The organism is Phytobacter sp. V91 (assembly GCF_965644225.1).
GTDB lineage: Bacteria > Pseudomonadota > Gammaproteobacteria > Enterobacterales > Enterobacteriaceae > CBFFRJ01.
Genome location: NZ_CBFFRJ010000135.1, coordinates 1 through 13,988 on the forward strand (window position 1 = coordinate 1; position 13,988 = coordinate 13,988).

The window sequence follows — 13,988 nt, forward strand, 5'->3', positions numbered from 1 at the left end:
ATACAGCTCAGCTAAGGTAAGGCTAATACAGATAAGGACTCCACTGAACCCCACCGATTAAATCGCACCTTCCATAGCATGCACTAGGTTTAGCTTATGGCTAAAACCGAGCTTAATATTTTCAATCAGGCCGCTATCCCGGCAATGCAATTTCAGAATATCAAAAAGTAATTCCTCAACGAAAAGATGCCCTTTCAGTATGATTGAGGTGGTATCCATACCAGCGTGCAGGTGCTTCTCGTACCTTGAGCATCTGGCTTCGTAAATGGCTTTAAGCCCTTCCTGTGTGCGCATCGTGTCCCATCCAGCAGTACCCGTTTTCATGCAGTGTACCAAAGCTATCACATACATGATTCCATACATTTAGCCATTGCAAACCATAAGCCCCATTGGTGGTAAGGCAACAAGCGGAGCCTCTGGCGACTTCATCAGGGTTATGTCAGTTAGTGAGGCTTATCAGGATGACCATGTACCCAAAGGGAGCGAGGCCGAACCGCTGGCAGAGCTTGCATATGGTCTGCAAGTACCGTGACCACCATAAACCTGTTTATCCCTGCGGCGTCTCGCGACGGCGACAGAACGGGGGCATCGGGCTAAAATGCGCTTCACTAAAAGTCTTCGGGATTATGCCGGATAGGCGGCTTTTGTTCGTTGTTGGGCTGTCGCAGTAAGAACGTTGAAACCACTGCCAGCGCGGTGATATGCTCCCGACTACCACACACTAACCACGCGACAGGCGCGGCGATTGTGCAATGTGTAGTTACGGCTGTACCTGCATTAGCGGGGTAAAGTAACTAGCTGATAAATAACAATGAGCTTATTTATCAGTAATCTGGAGCGGGTGAAGGGAATCGAACAAAAATCCATTCCACTTCTGTAACCTACTGACAGATAACGATATTGCGATCAGCATAGGTAACTGATTACGTGATAATAGAGGATCATTATCGTGTCGATCAAGGGCCAGGCGTACTTATACAAGCGAAAAGACGGAATCTGGATGTTTCAGATCTTCGTACCGAAGTACCTCAGATTTTTATATCCGTGTCGAATGTGGCGAAAGACCACCTCAACCCGCGATCTTAATGAGGCTCGACGGTTCAGAAACCACCTGCTGTTAGAATGGGAAGAGTTAAAGCGGAAGTACAATCCAAGCAACCCCGATCAGTGGTTGCAGCAGTCAATAGCCGCCTTGCACACGGAAGGGAAAAAGAACAAGAGCCGCCCTCAACCTGTAGCGCGATCCTGTTCTATTCCCACTCTGTGCCTCTTGCGGGACGAATACGCCGAAAGCTATAAAGACCGCCGCTCTTATTCCACCTTGAGCAAATCGGCGCGAGCCGTTGAGCTATTTCTTGAGAGCGCCAATCAACCGGACATTGCCTTAGAAAGGATAGGTCGCCGCCTGGTGACTGAGTTCCTCGATACGCAAAAGGAGAAAGGAGCCGCCGATCAATCTCGTCAAAACTGGCTAACGTGTTTAGGGAGTCTCTACGAGTTTGCAAAGCGCCGCTACGATGGCATACCAGACCGCAACCCTTTTCACGGTCATAACCTCGAAGCACGTCGCACGATAGAGAGTTATCAGCCGTTTGAGCCTGACCAGATGCAAAAGCTACTGGATGCAGCAGAGCCGGAGATCAGGAACATCATAATCATGGGACTGTTTTCAGGATGCCGCCTTGATGAACTGGCAAGCCTCAAGAAGTCGGAGATCCAGATGGTGGAGGGTGTGCGCTGTTTCTACATTTCGAAATCAAAGACCAAGGCGGGGGTACGTTACGTCCCTATTCACTCCCGACTATCTACGATTGTCGATGAATACCTAAGCCACGGCTATGGAGAATACCTATTCCCACAGGCCAACAAGATTAACCGCGCTGACGGTAAGAAAGGCCCATTCTACTCTCAAGCGTTCACCAGGCTACGCCGTCGTATATTGCCCACTGCTACAGATCGCCAATGTTATCATAGCCTTAGAGGAATGTTTATTACCTGCCTGGACCGTACCGGATGCCCCGAACAACGCATAGGGGCTATCACCGGACACACAGAGCAAAAAGCCAAAACAGAAGCGTTCCGCACCTATTCCCAGGGGGCGAGCATGGAAGAATTAGCGGGGTATGTTGAGATGGTGGATTATGAACAAATACCGACCAACAAAACCAGTGTTATCCTCTGTTCATAACGTAAATACCCGAATGAACAGCATAATATACCGCACGAATTACCAACTGTGAATTTAACCAGTGAACTGAGTTTTCATCGTTGCAAAGCGAAGCGGTGAGGATTACCATAACACTACATGTTGTGTTTATTGATGTATTTAATACAACATGTGCAATAATTCACTTCATGAATAGGTGTTGATAATGGCTAATAATCCAAAGCAAACATCAAGCAAAGTCGCATCAGTGGCAGCACAAACCTTGAACAACCCTAACGCATCTGGAATCCAAAAGAGTCTTGCTGGTTCAGCACTATCTCAAAAGGGTTCTTCAAACCAAACAAGCGGTGCAATGGAACATAAAGCATCTGCTGCCCTCAACAACCCTCGCTCAAGTGAATTGACCAAAGAACTTGCCGCCTCTGTTCTGGCTCAGTCCAACAAAGGGCGTAAATGAAAAAAGGGGCGCAAGCCCCTTATTTTTTAAACTCGGTAGTAACCGTATCACCTTCGGTTTTCTTAGGTGCATTGTTCACTACCTTCTGTTTAACAGTCCCACCTACAGATTTATTTCCCTGCGTTTTAGTCGCGATAACATTAACTGTAGCTTTGCTAACAAGTCTGATCTGTTCAAATTCAAGATCGAATTGCATCGCGTATTCAGATTTATAATCGTAACTGATTCCAGAGAGAATAACATTCTCGTACACTTTGTGCTCTGTCACTAATGTGATGGGCTGGCGACTGTCAAACATCTTATCGAGGTATTCGATAGCCTGACTGATACGAGTGCCATTCACACCAGCGCTGTATAACAAATCCTTTTCCAGCCTCACCGGAGTTTCGGAAATAATCCCCGATAGCTTGAATGTATTATTCTTAATCTGAACGTGATCGCTCACCTCTGCCCCGCTCTCAACGGGATAGCTGGTAATATCAGCCTGTCTACGGATTCCCGTATCTGTTACGGCATCAAACACTATCGCCTGATAGTTCTGGATATAGCTATCTGAGGACGAATTATATACAGATGCAAGGATGGTGAAGCCGTTTTCACCTTTAGTGCGGGTAGCACTGCTGTTATTACTGTTCTGAGTTGAATTGATTCGGGAGGCATCGCCGCCCCCGATAGTTAAACTTCCAGGTGTTGCCATTTAGCCCCCCGTCCCTTGTCCAGATGAAACAGCCAGCACCATACGCTGATTGTTATCATTGATACGCTGATCAACCGTAGCATTAAGCATGTTTCCAAACGTTGGATCAGGAGAAATAGTTAGATGGATAAGCCCTTCCGGTAGCTGATTCTGTAACACTACAGGCTGCATGATCGGTGCACTGGGTGGCTTAGCTGGCGCTGCTGCACTCTGTTTCAACATTGAAACAGGAGAGTAATCTCCGTTGGTGCTCTGCGCGTAGCTGCTCACGTCTTTAGCGTCGCTTGTCCCGTTCCACCAATCATGGAATGTATCGAACACATTAGGCTGGTGTGTGCCGTCTGCTTTCGGCTGGCTGGCTCCATAGGCGTTAGCCACTGGATTACTTCCAGCCTGTACAGGTGCTGACGTTGTGCCGTAATGCTGGCTCACTGCCTCTTTTGTGGTGTTGTCACCGTTCAGGAGGTTGAGCCTACCCGTGATCCAGTTGGTTAGCTTCATCAGACCATCCACCACATCACCCGCTGCCCGTCCGATCCCCTCGAAGAAAGGCAACGCCTCCTGCATAGCTTCCTTAAACTCTCGCATGGTTTCAGGGTCAATCTCTGACATAAACCCTTCGAAGAATGCCAGCTTCTGGCTATCGGATAGAATGCTAAGTTCCTGGTTAAACTTACGGTAGGCTACAAGCTGATCTTGCTGCTCCTGGTTCAACCACTGACCGTTACGCTTGAGCACGTCCACCTGATCAGTGAGTGCCTTACCTTGATTAGAAAATGCCTTGTGATACAAGCCTAAATCGTCTGCAAGGTCTTCCAGGTTATGAAGGATTTGCTCTTGTGAATAGCCTTTGCCCTGCATGGTGTTGGTATAGGCAGAAACGAAGCCAAACGGATTGGATTGGTAGGATTTCAGATCGTCTTTAGTGAATCCCATGTTCAGGGCTGTATCTACTGCGGCGTTCCCGCCTTTCCATTTTCCAGACTTCTTATCAAAGGTGCTGTTGGTGTAGCTGTCTGCCAGCTTTTCTGAAATGTCCTTTCCGTTATCCAATAGCTTACGCTGTCCTTGCAGCCCCATCCCGCTATCGATCCCGTTAGCCGTGGCATACTGAGAAAGCGCCTGTAACACGTTATAATCCACCCCGCCCAATCTGGCACGCTGCACAATCTCGCTACGCTCTTCCTGTGCTGTAACAGCCTCTTTCCCCCATGAATAAGCACCGTAAGCCGCCGCCCCGATACCAGCGCCAGCCAGCGCACCAGTGCCTAAACCCATCAGAGAGCCAGAGATAGCCCCTGTAGCCTTACCACCGCCAGCAAGAGCGTTAGCTCCTCCCGCCTTTGCTGCTGCCCTACGCTCTGCGTTAATGCGTCTGTAGCTCTGCTGGAGGCGCTTAATCTCGCTGTTCTGGCGTTGTAGAGAGATAGTTCCTGCTGCATATGCTTTAGTGATCCGTGACGCTGCCAGTGCTGCCTGTGTAAGCTCAACATTGGTAAGATGTTGCATACTCTTAAAGCTGCTGGCAGTGTCGAGGAGTTTTAGCTCTGCACGTTCACGGCGCTGTGCGTTTCTTGCGGCCTCTTTCACTGCCTGAGCCTCTACACGGGCTTGCGCCTTAGCTGCCCTTGCCTTTTCTCGTTCATCGCTATTACGTGGCTTAGAAGCTTTCTTATTCAGCTTGTCTAATTCTCTCTCAGCAGATTTAAGCCCTTGGCTGAATCTCTTCATGTTCAACGTAGGGTCTTTAATGCCTTTGGCTTTCTTCTGAATTTGATCGAAAGCGTCCATAGCTTCCTTCATTGAATTACGGTTAACCACGAATTCGACGGTATTACGGATCGTACTCGTATTAACGATTAGTCCACCTGACATTATTCACCGCCTTGTTTGTCTAAATAATGGTGAATAGCTTGCTCAATCGTATCCCCTCGAAAAATACGTTGTCTCACGCCATTATAGTCAACACCTAATAATCTGCACATTGCAGCAACATTTAATAACCCTTCGGCATCAGAGGCCGATAATTGAACATGCAGCCCTTTGTTAGATTTTAAAATTAATTGCATACTTTTCCTCACGTTGGAAATAAAATAGGGCGGGAACACTGGGGAGATGTTCCCAACGTTCACACGCCCTATTCAAAAGCTCTTCTGTTATTTCCCAGACGGGAAGAGCTACCGTCTATCGCTCGTTATTCGGAAACGCTACCGAAGATGATCGCTTGTGGAATATTCACAATTGGCAGATAACTACATTCTGTCGCTATCTCAGGGAAGCCCCAACGCTGATCAACTACAACATACTGGTGATATAGCTCTGCACCTTTGCCCTGTGTGGCGTGGCGAACGCCGACACCGCTATGCAGGACGTAGGCATTTGATTCAGGTTTCATGGTTGGCAAACTAACGAAGCCATCAACCCCGATTTTGTCAGTGATTAGGCTATAGCCTGTCACATCGATCACGGTTACGCCGTTTAGCGTCCAGGTTTCGAAAGCAGGGTTTGCACCTTTAGTGCGGGTGTAGAAGTTGTCTCCCTGCTCAAGCGGCAGCGTATACACCATGAAGTCTTTCACGGACGGGTGATAGCGTAGCGCTACAGCTGCTTTACCGGAGGCCAGGATCACCGCACCTTGTTTAGCCTGTGCCAGCCCTGATCCCAGTTTCACATTCTGAATGCGTCCGATCTCGCTTAGTTGCTGGAACACGTTAGCACCTGCGCTGATATCCATCGTGTAAGTGGTTTTGCTCCCACCTGCGAGGAAATCTAAATTGCCCTGTCCGGCGTATTGTGACTGCACACGAAGCCCTAACAGCGCCTCTACAAGGTCAACCTCTACGGTGTTACTCACCTGCGCGTATTGTGCATCGCTGAAATCGTTGATAGCGAGGGTGATTTGATCAGCAGTGTCTACTGTTCCACGCGCTTTATACTGCTCAAGGTCGCGAGAAGTGACGGAGTTCAGGGAGTTAGTATATTTAAGCTGATACAGCACATTGCTGAATTCTGGACGTTCTGCACTGTTCCAATCGCTTTGGGCGTAAGGCATCTTTTCAGGTGCAACGAGATTCTTCACATCGGTGATTTTCTCAAGAGCGATTGAGTTCACATCGTGGTTCTCAATTTTGAATAATCCAAGATTGGTTACAATCTGGTTTAGCTGAGTAGAGAATGTAAACGGGCTGGCAAAATCGTACATGTTGCCAGAAAATAGATCTGAATAAGCCATTCTTATTATCCTTGATTAGGTTGTGCGTAGGGCTACTGTGTCGTAGTCAGTGAAAGTGAATCCCAGATCCTCGAGTTTTTCGATAACAGCAGTTTCATTCATACTATTAAACTCAATCCCGAGTTTCGAAATAATAACGTGTACAGGGTTTGCTACTACGATAGCCGTATCACCTGCAAATGCTGGTTCTACCATGACAAATGCAATGTCGGCTGCTGCGGCGGCTTTTGCCCCTGTTGCTGTCACGAGGTCGCCTACAATCAGATCGGATGCAATACCGTCTGTTAGTTTGACCAGTTTATCCTGTAGCAGGGCATCACTTGCATGCGCCACTACTTTATAACGGGAGAATGCGTTATTCCCGTTCAGAGTTTGAAATGTTCCAAATTGCATTGGTTATTTTCCTTTAGCTAATAGTTGTTTTAATCGTTCCTCAAGCCCTGATGATGGGTGAGAACCTTCTTTTGATTTGGTGATAGTGGCGGTAGGCCAGAATTTTTCTGTAGCCTCTCGAATTTCTTCGACACTTACGCCTAATACATTCGCCGCTTGTTTCATCATCTTTTCAGACAGAACAAGAGATGCACCTTTGTGTGTTATCACACGGTCATAGTTCATTAGAAACATTGTCGTTTCCTTATCATAACTTTTTTGTTTACAGCAGATAAAAATAAACCCCAGTGAAGGGGCTTATTGGGATAGCTGGAAATCTTATAAACCAGCCTGGGGATCATTCCGTGTCGTTGCAAAACACGCTTAGGATGAATGATCTCCCTATTGGAATTTCTTATCACTACCAAGCCTTTCGACTTAATAATTAATAAGGAGACAATACAACTCGACTAAAGAAAAAATGTTCCAGTGTCTGAATTCTCTGTATTGTCTGACAACTGCGCATTATAAAGACGTATAACGATTTCAGTTGTAAAGAGCAGGATTGCTCTTCTATAAAATCACTCGTTGTGAATTACTACCCTTAGAAGGTGCTCTCCACCGGATATCCCCTATTCATTGAGAAGAGGCAATAAATAAGGCAGTGGAGATCCCTTGTTAGAAACAAACGAAACGTAGCAATAAAGGACACAACCAAAAATCACAGAAGGAATGATTTTAGAGAAGAGGGCTACCCTACAAGGGAGGAGTAGCCATCTATGGGAGAAGTGATTCGAATACTCAACCCTTATCTCTATTATGACACAAATAGCACAATATGTCAAGCGATTTATTAACTTTTATGTTATAGCGCATTCTTCCGCGATCTGGATGGCAAGCTCTCCGAGTTCAACGGTGATGTGTTCCATAGCGAGGGCAAGCTCCTCCATATCATTGGCAATTCGCCACGCCTGATCCACGGTGACGGTATCCCCGTTCATCTGCACCAGAAGCTCTACAGCAGCGTTCCAGTGTTCAAGAGCAGTGATTGCCTCTTCAGTGTATTGCAGCGCTTCCAGGAGCGCGGAGGGCGTTCTCTCACACCACGCCTTATTAACAAGCTGTAGGGTTGGTAGATGCCAAATGTCGTGGAAATAGTTAATTAGGGAGTTCACGGTGTCCATAGTGTTAAGAGTCATAATGTTCCTTGGTATCAAATAGGGTGTCAAAGTCGCGGGTTAAATTGTTAAGGTGATTAACCGAAAGCCAGCCGCAATAATGTTCGTATGAGGAGAAATTAAGAATTTGCCATTTGTGGAGATTTGAAGAATCCACATTGAAGATTTTTATCTTCCTGGGTTTCCAGAATGCACCAGGGCAGCTATTGAGAATATCCTGTAATGCGCCCATCTCGTCAGGAGACATTGCAGGGCTATTCTCTTCAATTATTGTAGTTTGCCATTCACCAGGAACAGAATTGTATTCCTTCGAAAGGCGAGATAGATTTTGAAAATCAGATGTTCGTAATAATGATTGTGCGTTTCGTTCAAATTTTGTAACTACGTTACGTTTTCTTTTTCCCATTCATTCCTCGTTGAGGGAAACTTCCGTGTTTTCTCGTTAATGTCCATACTGCGTAAAATGCAAATAACCAATACATAGCGATGATCATAAAAGTTTCCCGATTGTTTGTTAGTGTTGCTTATCAGTGGGGTGTAGTGATAAAACTTACTGCATCATTAACGGTAATGTCGTAATACTTGCCGTGACGCTCCATAGTAATAACGGCTGCATCGTGCATTAATAACATCCAATACCGCGCCCCGCTTTCACTTATACCGACACCATCAGCAATGTGTTTCACGGTGACTTTTATTGCTCCGCTTTCACGTTTGAGAGATGCAAGGTGATAATAAAGACGTTGGCAAACGGTGTTACATTCGATTTGATGATTTGTGCATTCATTCAATAGGTATAATTTGTTCATTGTTCCTCTTGGTTAAAATGGTTACAAGCGCCCTGTTGTTTCGAAGAGATTCCTCTTCATTTTCAAATGTTCTATTGCGGCTGGGTTGGTTAGTTTCCCCTGACTTTCGAATAACATGAGGTATGGCAGATCGTAATCCTGGAAAACTAAGAAGCGATCAGATGCGTCGTTTAACCTTTCAAAGGCTAACCCATCAAAACGTTCGTCTCGTGGCGTTTTAAACTCGAATGGGGAAACGGTTTGCTGTTTGGCTGGTGCTTTCCTTGCCGCTGGTTTCTTCGTGGGCTTCACTTTTTCCGGCCCTGGCGCTTCTTCTTCCGGTGCTTCCTCAAGTTCGCACATCGGATCGGCTTTCGCCTCTTCGCGTTGCACCTCTAATTGCACCTCTGGAGTTACGTCTTCTTTAACTTTGCCAAACACGGGATGTTTCAGACAATCTACCCATTCCGGCGTGGAATCTCGTTCCATCGCATTACGATCACGTTCAAAGGTGAAGTTTTCCGGCGTGAGTGGCGTTATAGTCCATTGGTTTGAGCGCTTTGGCTTATTACTGGCGATCAGTCCGATTTTCTTCAACTTTGCAACAATGCGTGTTGCTGTTGCCGAACTAACACCAATACTTGCACCAAGCTGATCAATGTCATCGTAATAAGTACCGCCCAACTCTATCGCAAAGCGATAATAACGATGGCGCATTCTGACGTAAAACTGCTTATCAGCAGGAGATAGGGATTCTGTAACACCTGTTTTAAGATTGGTGATCCTGGTACATTCGTTAAATGCGTCTTCAATCGGTACGTATTTGAATACATCGGTGTTGATGTACTTAATTTTGGTCATAGAAAATTGTTCCTTGTATGTCGTCCCCGCTTGTGCGGCTAATAGGTGAGTTTGGGATCACTTGCCCTCTGTTAATTTCTCCGCGTGTTGATCAAGAATAGAAAGAATGTATTCTCTTACGGTAATTCTCTGCGCTCTCGCTGCCTTAAAAAGGGCTTGAAACGTTGAATCATCAATTTTCAGAGTAGTGAATGCCTTCCCCTTTGGGGTTGCGTTTATAATGTCGCTCATATGGTTTCTCCTTCTGGTTTATTCGTTGGCGGTGGTTTCAGCCTGTTCAGCTTTCCATTGATCGTAAAGTTCGATTCCTTTACGCAATCTTTCAGCGTGTTCCAAATATCCTTGACGCTGTGCTGCTGCTCGCTGGCTGTTAAGTGCCTTGCGGGTCTTGTCTCCAGTTTTCAAAGTCTCGAAGACAAGTTCTGGGTTGAAATACTTAATTTTGATTCTCCTTGTGTGAGATAAACGAAAACACCATCCAGGGAGAACGTTAATTACGTTTCCTGATAGTGCGGTGTAATTTGGATTGTTTGCGTTAGGCTGGGTGCCTAAGAAGGTAACGGGATGGATGAATGCTTTCATCACCCTACATCATTTACTATAACATGAAATGATTTCAATGTCAATAGCTAATTTAAAAATTAAGTGAATTAAAATTTTAACACACTCAGGCTATTTGTTCAACCCCTTATCACACTAACAAAACCTCCTGTATCGCGTTCTGAGAGCTTTTGTGATATCAGTAGTATCTGCATTCCCTACCATCTCAAAACCGCTTACAGCGCGTCTGAGGCGTTCTATTCGCATCACTTCCGCCCTCTGGCACTTACCGAAACCAATAGCACAACTACAGAGGGATAGCGGTAGTTATCATGATAGTAGGTGATGGTATTGGATTGAGGCTGGATGAACTGGAGCTATCAGCGACCAGTGAAGCCTTAGCCGTGGGCTAACTTCGCATGGATGAAATGCGGTGCATGGAAGACAGACAGAAGTTATGCCGAAAGACATTGCGCACACGGCGCATAGCTTCTGTGCCTCGTTTCACGAGGGCGAAGCCCTGGCACAATCACAGACAGATGCGCTGATCGCTGCGTCGTGAGCGGCTGACCGAGTAGCCACCCAAAGGCGAATCAGGTCACTTGCCAGGCGACACACGCCAGCAAAGCGAATCTTTCACAAGATCTTCTAAAAGCTCTCTTTTAGAGATCGCTTTTAGAATCTCTTTGTATAGAACATCAATTTGATGTGTAGTTTGCCGATCCATACATCAATTTGATGCGTATCCCATGCATCCATACATCATTTTGATGTATATCCGCTTATCCTCAGTTTCGACACACATCATTTTGATGTATATCGTCGCCCTGCTCACTACGAATCGTCCATGCTTCAACCCTAAGATTAATCTTAGACAATTCCCATCAAACAGGCGTCTAATCCGCAGGTAAATAGCAGGTAAAGAATGCCGTTGTTACAGTGGTAAAGTTGCCATAGCAATTAAGATAGTAACAATTGAAACTATCACTTACTTTGCGTAAAGCCTTGCGCCATGCGACTCACAGCGATCATTGTCCACAATGAGCACTTTCATGATAGGTGCAATTTGCTTAAAGACTTTTTTGTATTTTATCAAATTTATTTTAATCGCGATTATTCCATGCCGAAACCTGCCAATTCATTAGCATTCTAATCATTTCTTAGTACAATCAATTCAGATGGGAATCATTATCATCTACGGTGCAATATCTCTACCTCAAGGTTCTGTAGAAATGTGAGATAGAATGCCTAACCTATTGATTTATTTGATACGCTACGCTTTATCTTCGCCCTTCGCCTCTCTGGTATGCAATGAATCTGCATAAACCGTGCATAGCCTCGCCAGGATTTGGCAACGTTCAAATATCTGTTTAGACTTGCCAACATCATGATTTTGCTCAGGATACTTCATATTTGCTCGAATTTTAAACAGGTATCCGTGCTTGTTCCTGCTCGATAGTGCTGGAAATGGCGCAGCCCTCTACCACCCCACGTAAAAATGTGAGATTGAATGGTTGTAACTTACTGAAAATGATCATAATCTTATTTCACAGTTTCAAGAATGACGGAGATAAGTAGATGGCAACCACGAAGATAATCACCCAGGCAGAGGCGTTTAAGCTGATAGGCTGGCTTGAGAGTCATAACAAACAGCTATTCGCAGATGTAGCGATCACTATGGCCTCTTTATGTTTACGTGTCGGGGATACGGTGAATTTGAAGTTCAGCCAGTTCAAGGAGGGAAATACGCTGGAAGTGCTGGAGAGTAAGACGGGCAAGAAGAAGGAAATCATAGTCCCTGCGAAGGTGTGGGAGATTGTAGAACGTCGCCGCCAGGCATTCCCGAAAGACGAATATGTTTTCACGTCACACAGCAATCGTGCATCAGGAAAAGCCCCTGTCAGCCGTGAACAGGTGAACCGTGAGATCAAACAGGCTGCGGAGAATGTGGGGATCAAAGGAACAGTAGGATGCCATTCTTTTCGCAAGTTTTCTGCCACACAGGTGTGGGAGAAGTCTAACGGGAATTTGGCTTTAGCAATGAAAGCGCTGAACCACTCAGATCCTAAAGTCACCATGAACTATTTGAAGATTGACGTTAAGAGCGTGGGCGCTGCCCTTGCAAACATTTGGGAGTGATCAATATGAAACAAAGAGGGCAAAATGCCCCCTATTCGTACAACCATCTTCCGGCTTTGGCAGATTCGATCAGCATACCAACATTGAAATCTGGTACAGGAACAGGCTCTGTTTTCTTAAATGGATTCCATGAAACAGGCTGGTCAGGATAGTAAGTTTCTATTTTAAAGTTCCCCCGTTCAACTTTGAACGCATCGAAAAACTTATCCATTAATTCACCAGCTTCAAGCTCATCAAGACTCAAATCAGTATCAAGATCCGTTTCAGGTGTTAGCTCTACTTTCTTGAACTTGAATAGGTACGTGCCAGCATAAGGCCGTACAAGCTCATAAACGCGCTGCTCAACATTGTTTACCATAACTTATCGTTACCCCGCGCTATAGCGTTGTAGTCTCGGATAGTGCGATAAGTGATTTGAGAGATATCAGAAGCTAAGATAACCCACCCCACGACAGGAATAGCCCTGCCCGTAAAGGTTCCAATGTTAGCTACCGCCCTGATTCTGATTGTAGAAGGTGGATAACCACCTATAACGGAAGGAAGTTTGATACCGAAAGGGAACTGCGCTTTTTTGAACACTTTTCGCGAGGCTTTAGACGCATAGGATGTTCCCTTTTCAGCGCCGTTTGGTTTTGCCCGTGTAGGGAGAGTATTACGCCCAGATACAATGGCAACTACAGCACCGAAATCAACAAGACCTAAACCAAGTTGATCGACAACATTTTCACAGAAGACCATGAAAAAAAGCTCGGAGGCGGTGAGGTTTGAACGCCCCGCATAGAAGTATGTTCCGTTGAGTTCCTCGACTGTATCCACGTCCCAATCCTTATGACTCTGAATGTATTGCAATCATAACGGCTGATTTACAGACAGTCACCCCTAAAACATGGCGTTAGCAGTATGGGTTAAGAAGGCAATACGAGGGAGCGTAATGCCCCCTTTTCAATTATACATCCCACGGATTTGTTTTAATTTTTCTCATTTTGTATTCGATGCCACACACGGTGAAAGTGTGTTTCTCAGTGTCGATCACTCCCTCAACTTCTTTGTAGTCGAATGGGAATTTCACTTTATTGTCGTTGATTTTGTACAAACCGCCAGGAATGTTGGGACCATGGTTGACCTGCAAATAATCGCCCTTGACTGTCCAACGCCCTTCTACCTGGTATTCAATGGCACTACCATGATCAGTGAAGTAAATGCTCATGATGATTCCTTACTCTTTGAACTCGATTTCTTGATCATCAAGTTCCCCATGGCGGGAGATTTTCATTGAGAATCGTTTGAAGGTTTTGAAAAACTCCTCAAGCGTCATTGTGACTTTTTCCCTTCTTAACCCATGTTCATCGTCTGAAACAAATGCTTCAACATCAAAGAAACGCTCTGCTGAGTAGAAGGAAATACCTTTCACAATCTCACCTTCTTTCAATACCCCTTTGTCTCTCAGAAAGTCGCTAAAGTCTTCCTGATCAGCGCTGTCTGAACCGCCCCGGGAATCCTGGAGACTAAACTCTTTGAGAGAGAGGTAAACAGGATGACTAAAAACACACGTTTTTC

20 protein-coding genes are annotated in these 13,988 nt (G+C 45.5%); 3 read left to right on the top strand and 17 right to left on the bottom strand.

Features of this window, described 5'->3' with window-relative positions; genetic code table 11:
• Positions 1-57 precede the first annotated feature (57 nt).
• Positions 58-324, bottom strand: a complete 267-nt coding sequence (locus ACSZO4_RS21100; RefSeq protein ID WP_437891035.1) for a hypothetical protein — start codon at positions 322-324, stop codon at positions 58-60.
• Positions 325-949: 625 nt separating this feature from the next.
• Here ACSZO4_RS21100 and ACSZO4_RS21105 point away from each other — a divergent pair.
• Together ACSZO4_RS21105 and ACSZO4_RS21110 are read left to right on the top strand one after the other, a co-directional pair.
• Positions 950-2,188, top strand: coding sequence for a tyrosine-type recombinase/integrase (locus ACSZO4_RS21105; RefSeq protein WP_437891036.1), 1,239 nt, complete (start codon positions 950-952; stop codon positions 2,186-2,188).
• A gap of 184 nt (positions 2,189-2,372) precedes the next feature.
• On the top strand, positions 2,373-2,624 hold the full coding sequence (locus ACSZO4_RS21110) for a hypothetical protein (RefSeq protein ID WP_114506843.1): 252 nt from the start codon (positions 2,373-2,375) through the stop codon (positions 2,622-2,624).
• A 19-nt stretch (positions 2,625-2,643) separates the two neighbouring features.
• On the opposite strand, the gene ACSZO4_RS21115 is transcribed toward ACSZO4_RS21110, so the two are convergent.
• From ACSZO4_RS21115 to ACSZO4_RS21170, 12 genes are all read right to left on the bottom strand, one after another.
• Complete coding sequence (locus ACSZO4_RS21115) at positions 2,644-3,321, bottom strand: phage baseplate protein (protein WP_317578437.1); 678 nt, start codon at positions 3,319-3,321, stop codon at positions 2,644-2,646.
• Positions 3,322-5,112 (bottom strand): hypothetical protein, encoded by a 1,791-nt coding sequence (locus ACSZO4_RS21120; RefSeq protein WP_437891037.1) that lies wholly within the window; start codon positions 5,110-5,112, stop codon positions 3,322-3,324.
• A gap of 83 nt (positions 5,113-5,195) precedes the next feature.
• Entirely contained in the window at positions 5,196-5,390 is a 195-nt protein-coding gene (locus tag ACSZO4_RS21125; RefSeq protein WP_080818183.1) for a hypothetical protein, read from the bottom strand.
• A 125-nt stretch (positions 5,391-5,515) separates the two neighbouring features.
• The gene (locus tag ACSZO4_RS21130) at positions 5,516-6,553 is read right to left on the bottom strand and encodes a major capsid protein (protein ID WP_181240929.1); all 1,038 of its coding nucleotides are present in this window, start codon (positions 6,551-6,553) and stop codon (positions 5,516-5,518) included.
• A 15-nt stretch (positions 6,554-6,568) separates the two neighbouring features.
• Positions 6,569-6,946 carry a hypothetical protein gene (locus ACSZO4_RS21135; protein ID WP_437891038.1) on the bottom strand — a complete coding sequence of 126 codons (378 nt, stop codon included), beginning with the start codon at positions 6,944-6,946 and terminating at the stop codon, positions 6,569-6,571.
• 3 nt (positions 6,947-6,949) lie between these two features.
• On the bottom strand, positions 6,950-7,180 hold the full coding sequence (locus tag ACSZO4_RS21140; RefSeq protein ID WP_336702055.1) for a hypothetical protein: 231 nt from the start codon (positions 7,178-7,180) through the stop codon (positions 6,950-6,952).
• Positions 7,181-7,785: 605 nt separating this feature from the next.
• Positions 7,786-8,124: a hypothetical protein gene (locus ACSZO4_RS21145; protein ID WP_437891039.1), complete on the bottom strand. Its 339-nt coding sequence runs from the start codon at positions 8,122-8,124 to the stop codon at positions 7,786-7,788.
• Entirely contained in the window at positions 8,114-8,509 is a 396-nt protein-coding gene (locus ACSZO4_RS21150; RefSeq protein WP_058678883.1) for a hypothetical protein, read from the bottom strand. The genes ACSZO4_RS21145 and ACSZO4_RS21150 overlap by 11 nt, the downstream gene beginning before the upstream one ends.
• A 121-nt stretch (positions 8,510-8,630) precedes the next feature.
• Complete coding sequence (locus tag ACSZO4_RS21155) at positions 8,631-8,912, bottom strand: hypothetical protein (RefSeq protein ID WP_109910504.1); 282 nt, start codon at positions 8,910-8,912, stop codon at positions 8,631-8,633.
• 21 nt (positions 8,913-8,933) lie between these two features.
• Positions 8,934-9,752, bottom strand: coding sequence for an ArsR family transcriptional regulator (locus tag ACSZO4_RS21160; protein ID WP_437891040.1), 819 nt, complete (start codon positions 9,750-9,752; stop codon positions 8,934-8,936).
• Positions 9,753-9,809: 57 nt separating this feature from the next.
• Positions 9,810-9,983, bottom strand: a complete 174-nt coding sequence (locus tag ACSZO4_RS21165) for a hypothetical protein (RefSeq protein WP_023306402.1) — start codon at positions 9,981-9,983, stop codon at positions 9,810-9,812.
• Positions 9,984-10,001: 18 nt separating this feature from the next.
• On the bottom strand, positions 10,002-10,334 hold the full coding sequence (locus tag ACSZO4_RS21170; RefSeq protein WP_437891041.1) for a hypothetical protein: 333 nt from the start codon (positions 10,332-10,334) through the stop codon (positions 10,002-10,004).
• Positions 10,335-11,870: 1,536 nt separating this feature from the next.
• Here ACSZO4_RS21170 and ACSZO4_RS21175 point away from each other — a divergent pair.
• Positions 11,871-12,431, top strand: a complete 561-nt coding sequence (locus ACSZO4_RS21175) for a tyrosine-type recombinase/integrase (RefSeq protein WP_147716421.1) — start codon at positions 11,871-11,873, stop codon at positions 12,429-12,431.
• Between the two features lie 31 nt (positions 12,432-12,462).
• On the opposite strand, the gene ACSZO4_RS21180 is transcribed toward ACSZO4_RS21175, so the two are convergent.
• The 4 genes from ACSZO4_RS21180 to ACSZO4_RS21195 form a co-directional block, all read right to left on the bottom strand.
• Positions 12,463-12,789, bottom strand: coding sequence for a DUF1493 family protein (locus tag ACSZO4_RS21180; protein ID WP_015704508.1), 327 nt, complete (start codon positions 12,787-12,789; stop codon positions 12,463-12,465).
• Entirely contained in the window at positions 12,783-13,247 is a 465-nt protein-coding gene (locus ACSZO4_RS21185) for an STM2901 family protein (protein WP_015704509.1), read from the bottom strand. The genes ACSZO4_RS21180 and ACSZO4_RS21185 overlap by 7 nt, the downstream gene beginning before the upstream one ends.
• Positions 13,248-13,377: 130 nt before the next feature.
• Entirely contained in the window at positions 13,378-13,638 is a 261-nt protein-coding gene (locus ACSZO4_RS21190; protein ID WP_437891042.1) for a hypothetical protein, read from the bottom strand.
• 9 nt (positions 13,639-13,647) lie between these two features.
• Positions 13,648-13,988 (bottom strand): hypothetical protein (locus ACSZO4_RS21195; RefSeq protein WP_437891043.1); only part of this gene is annotated, 341 nt, incomplete at its 5' end.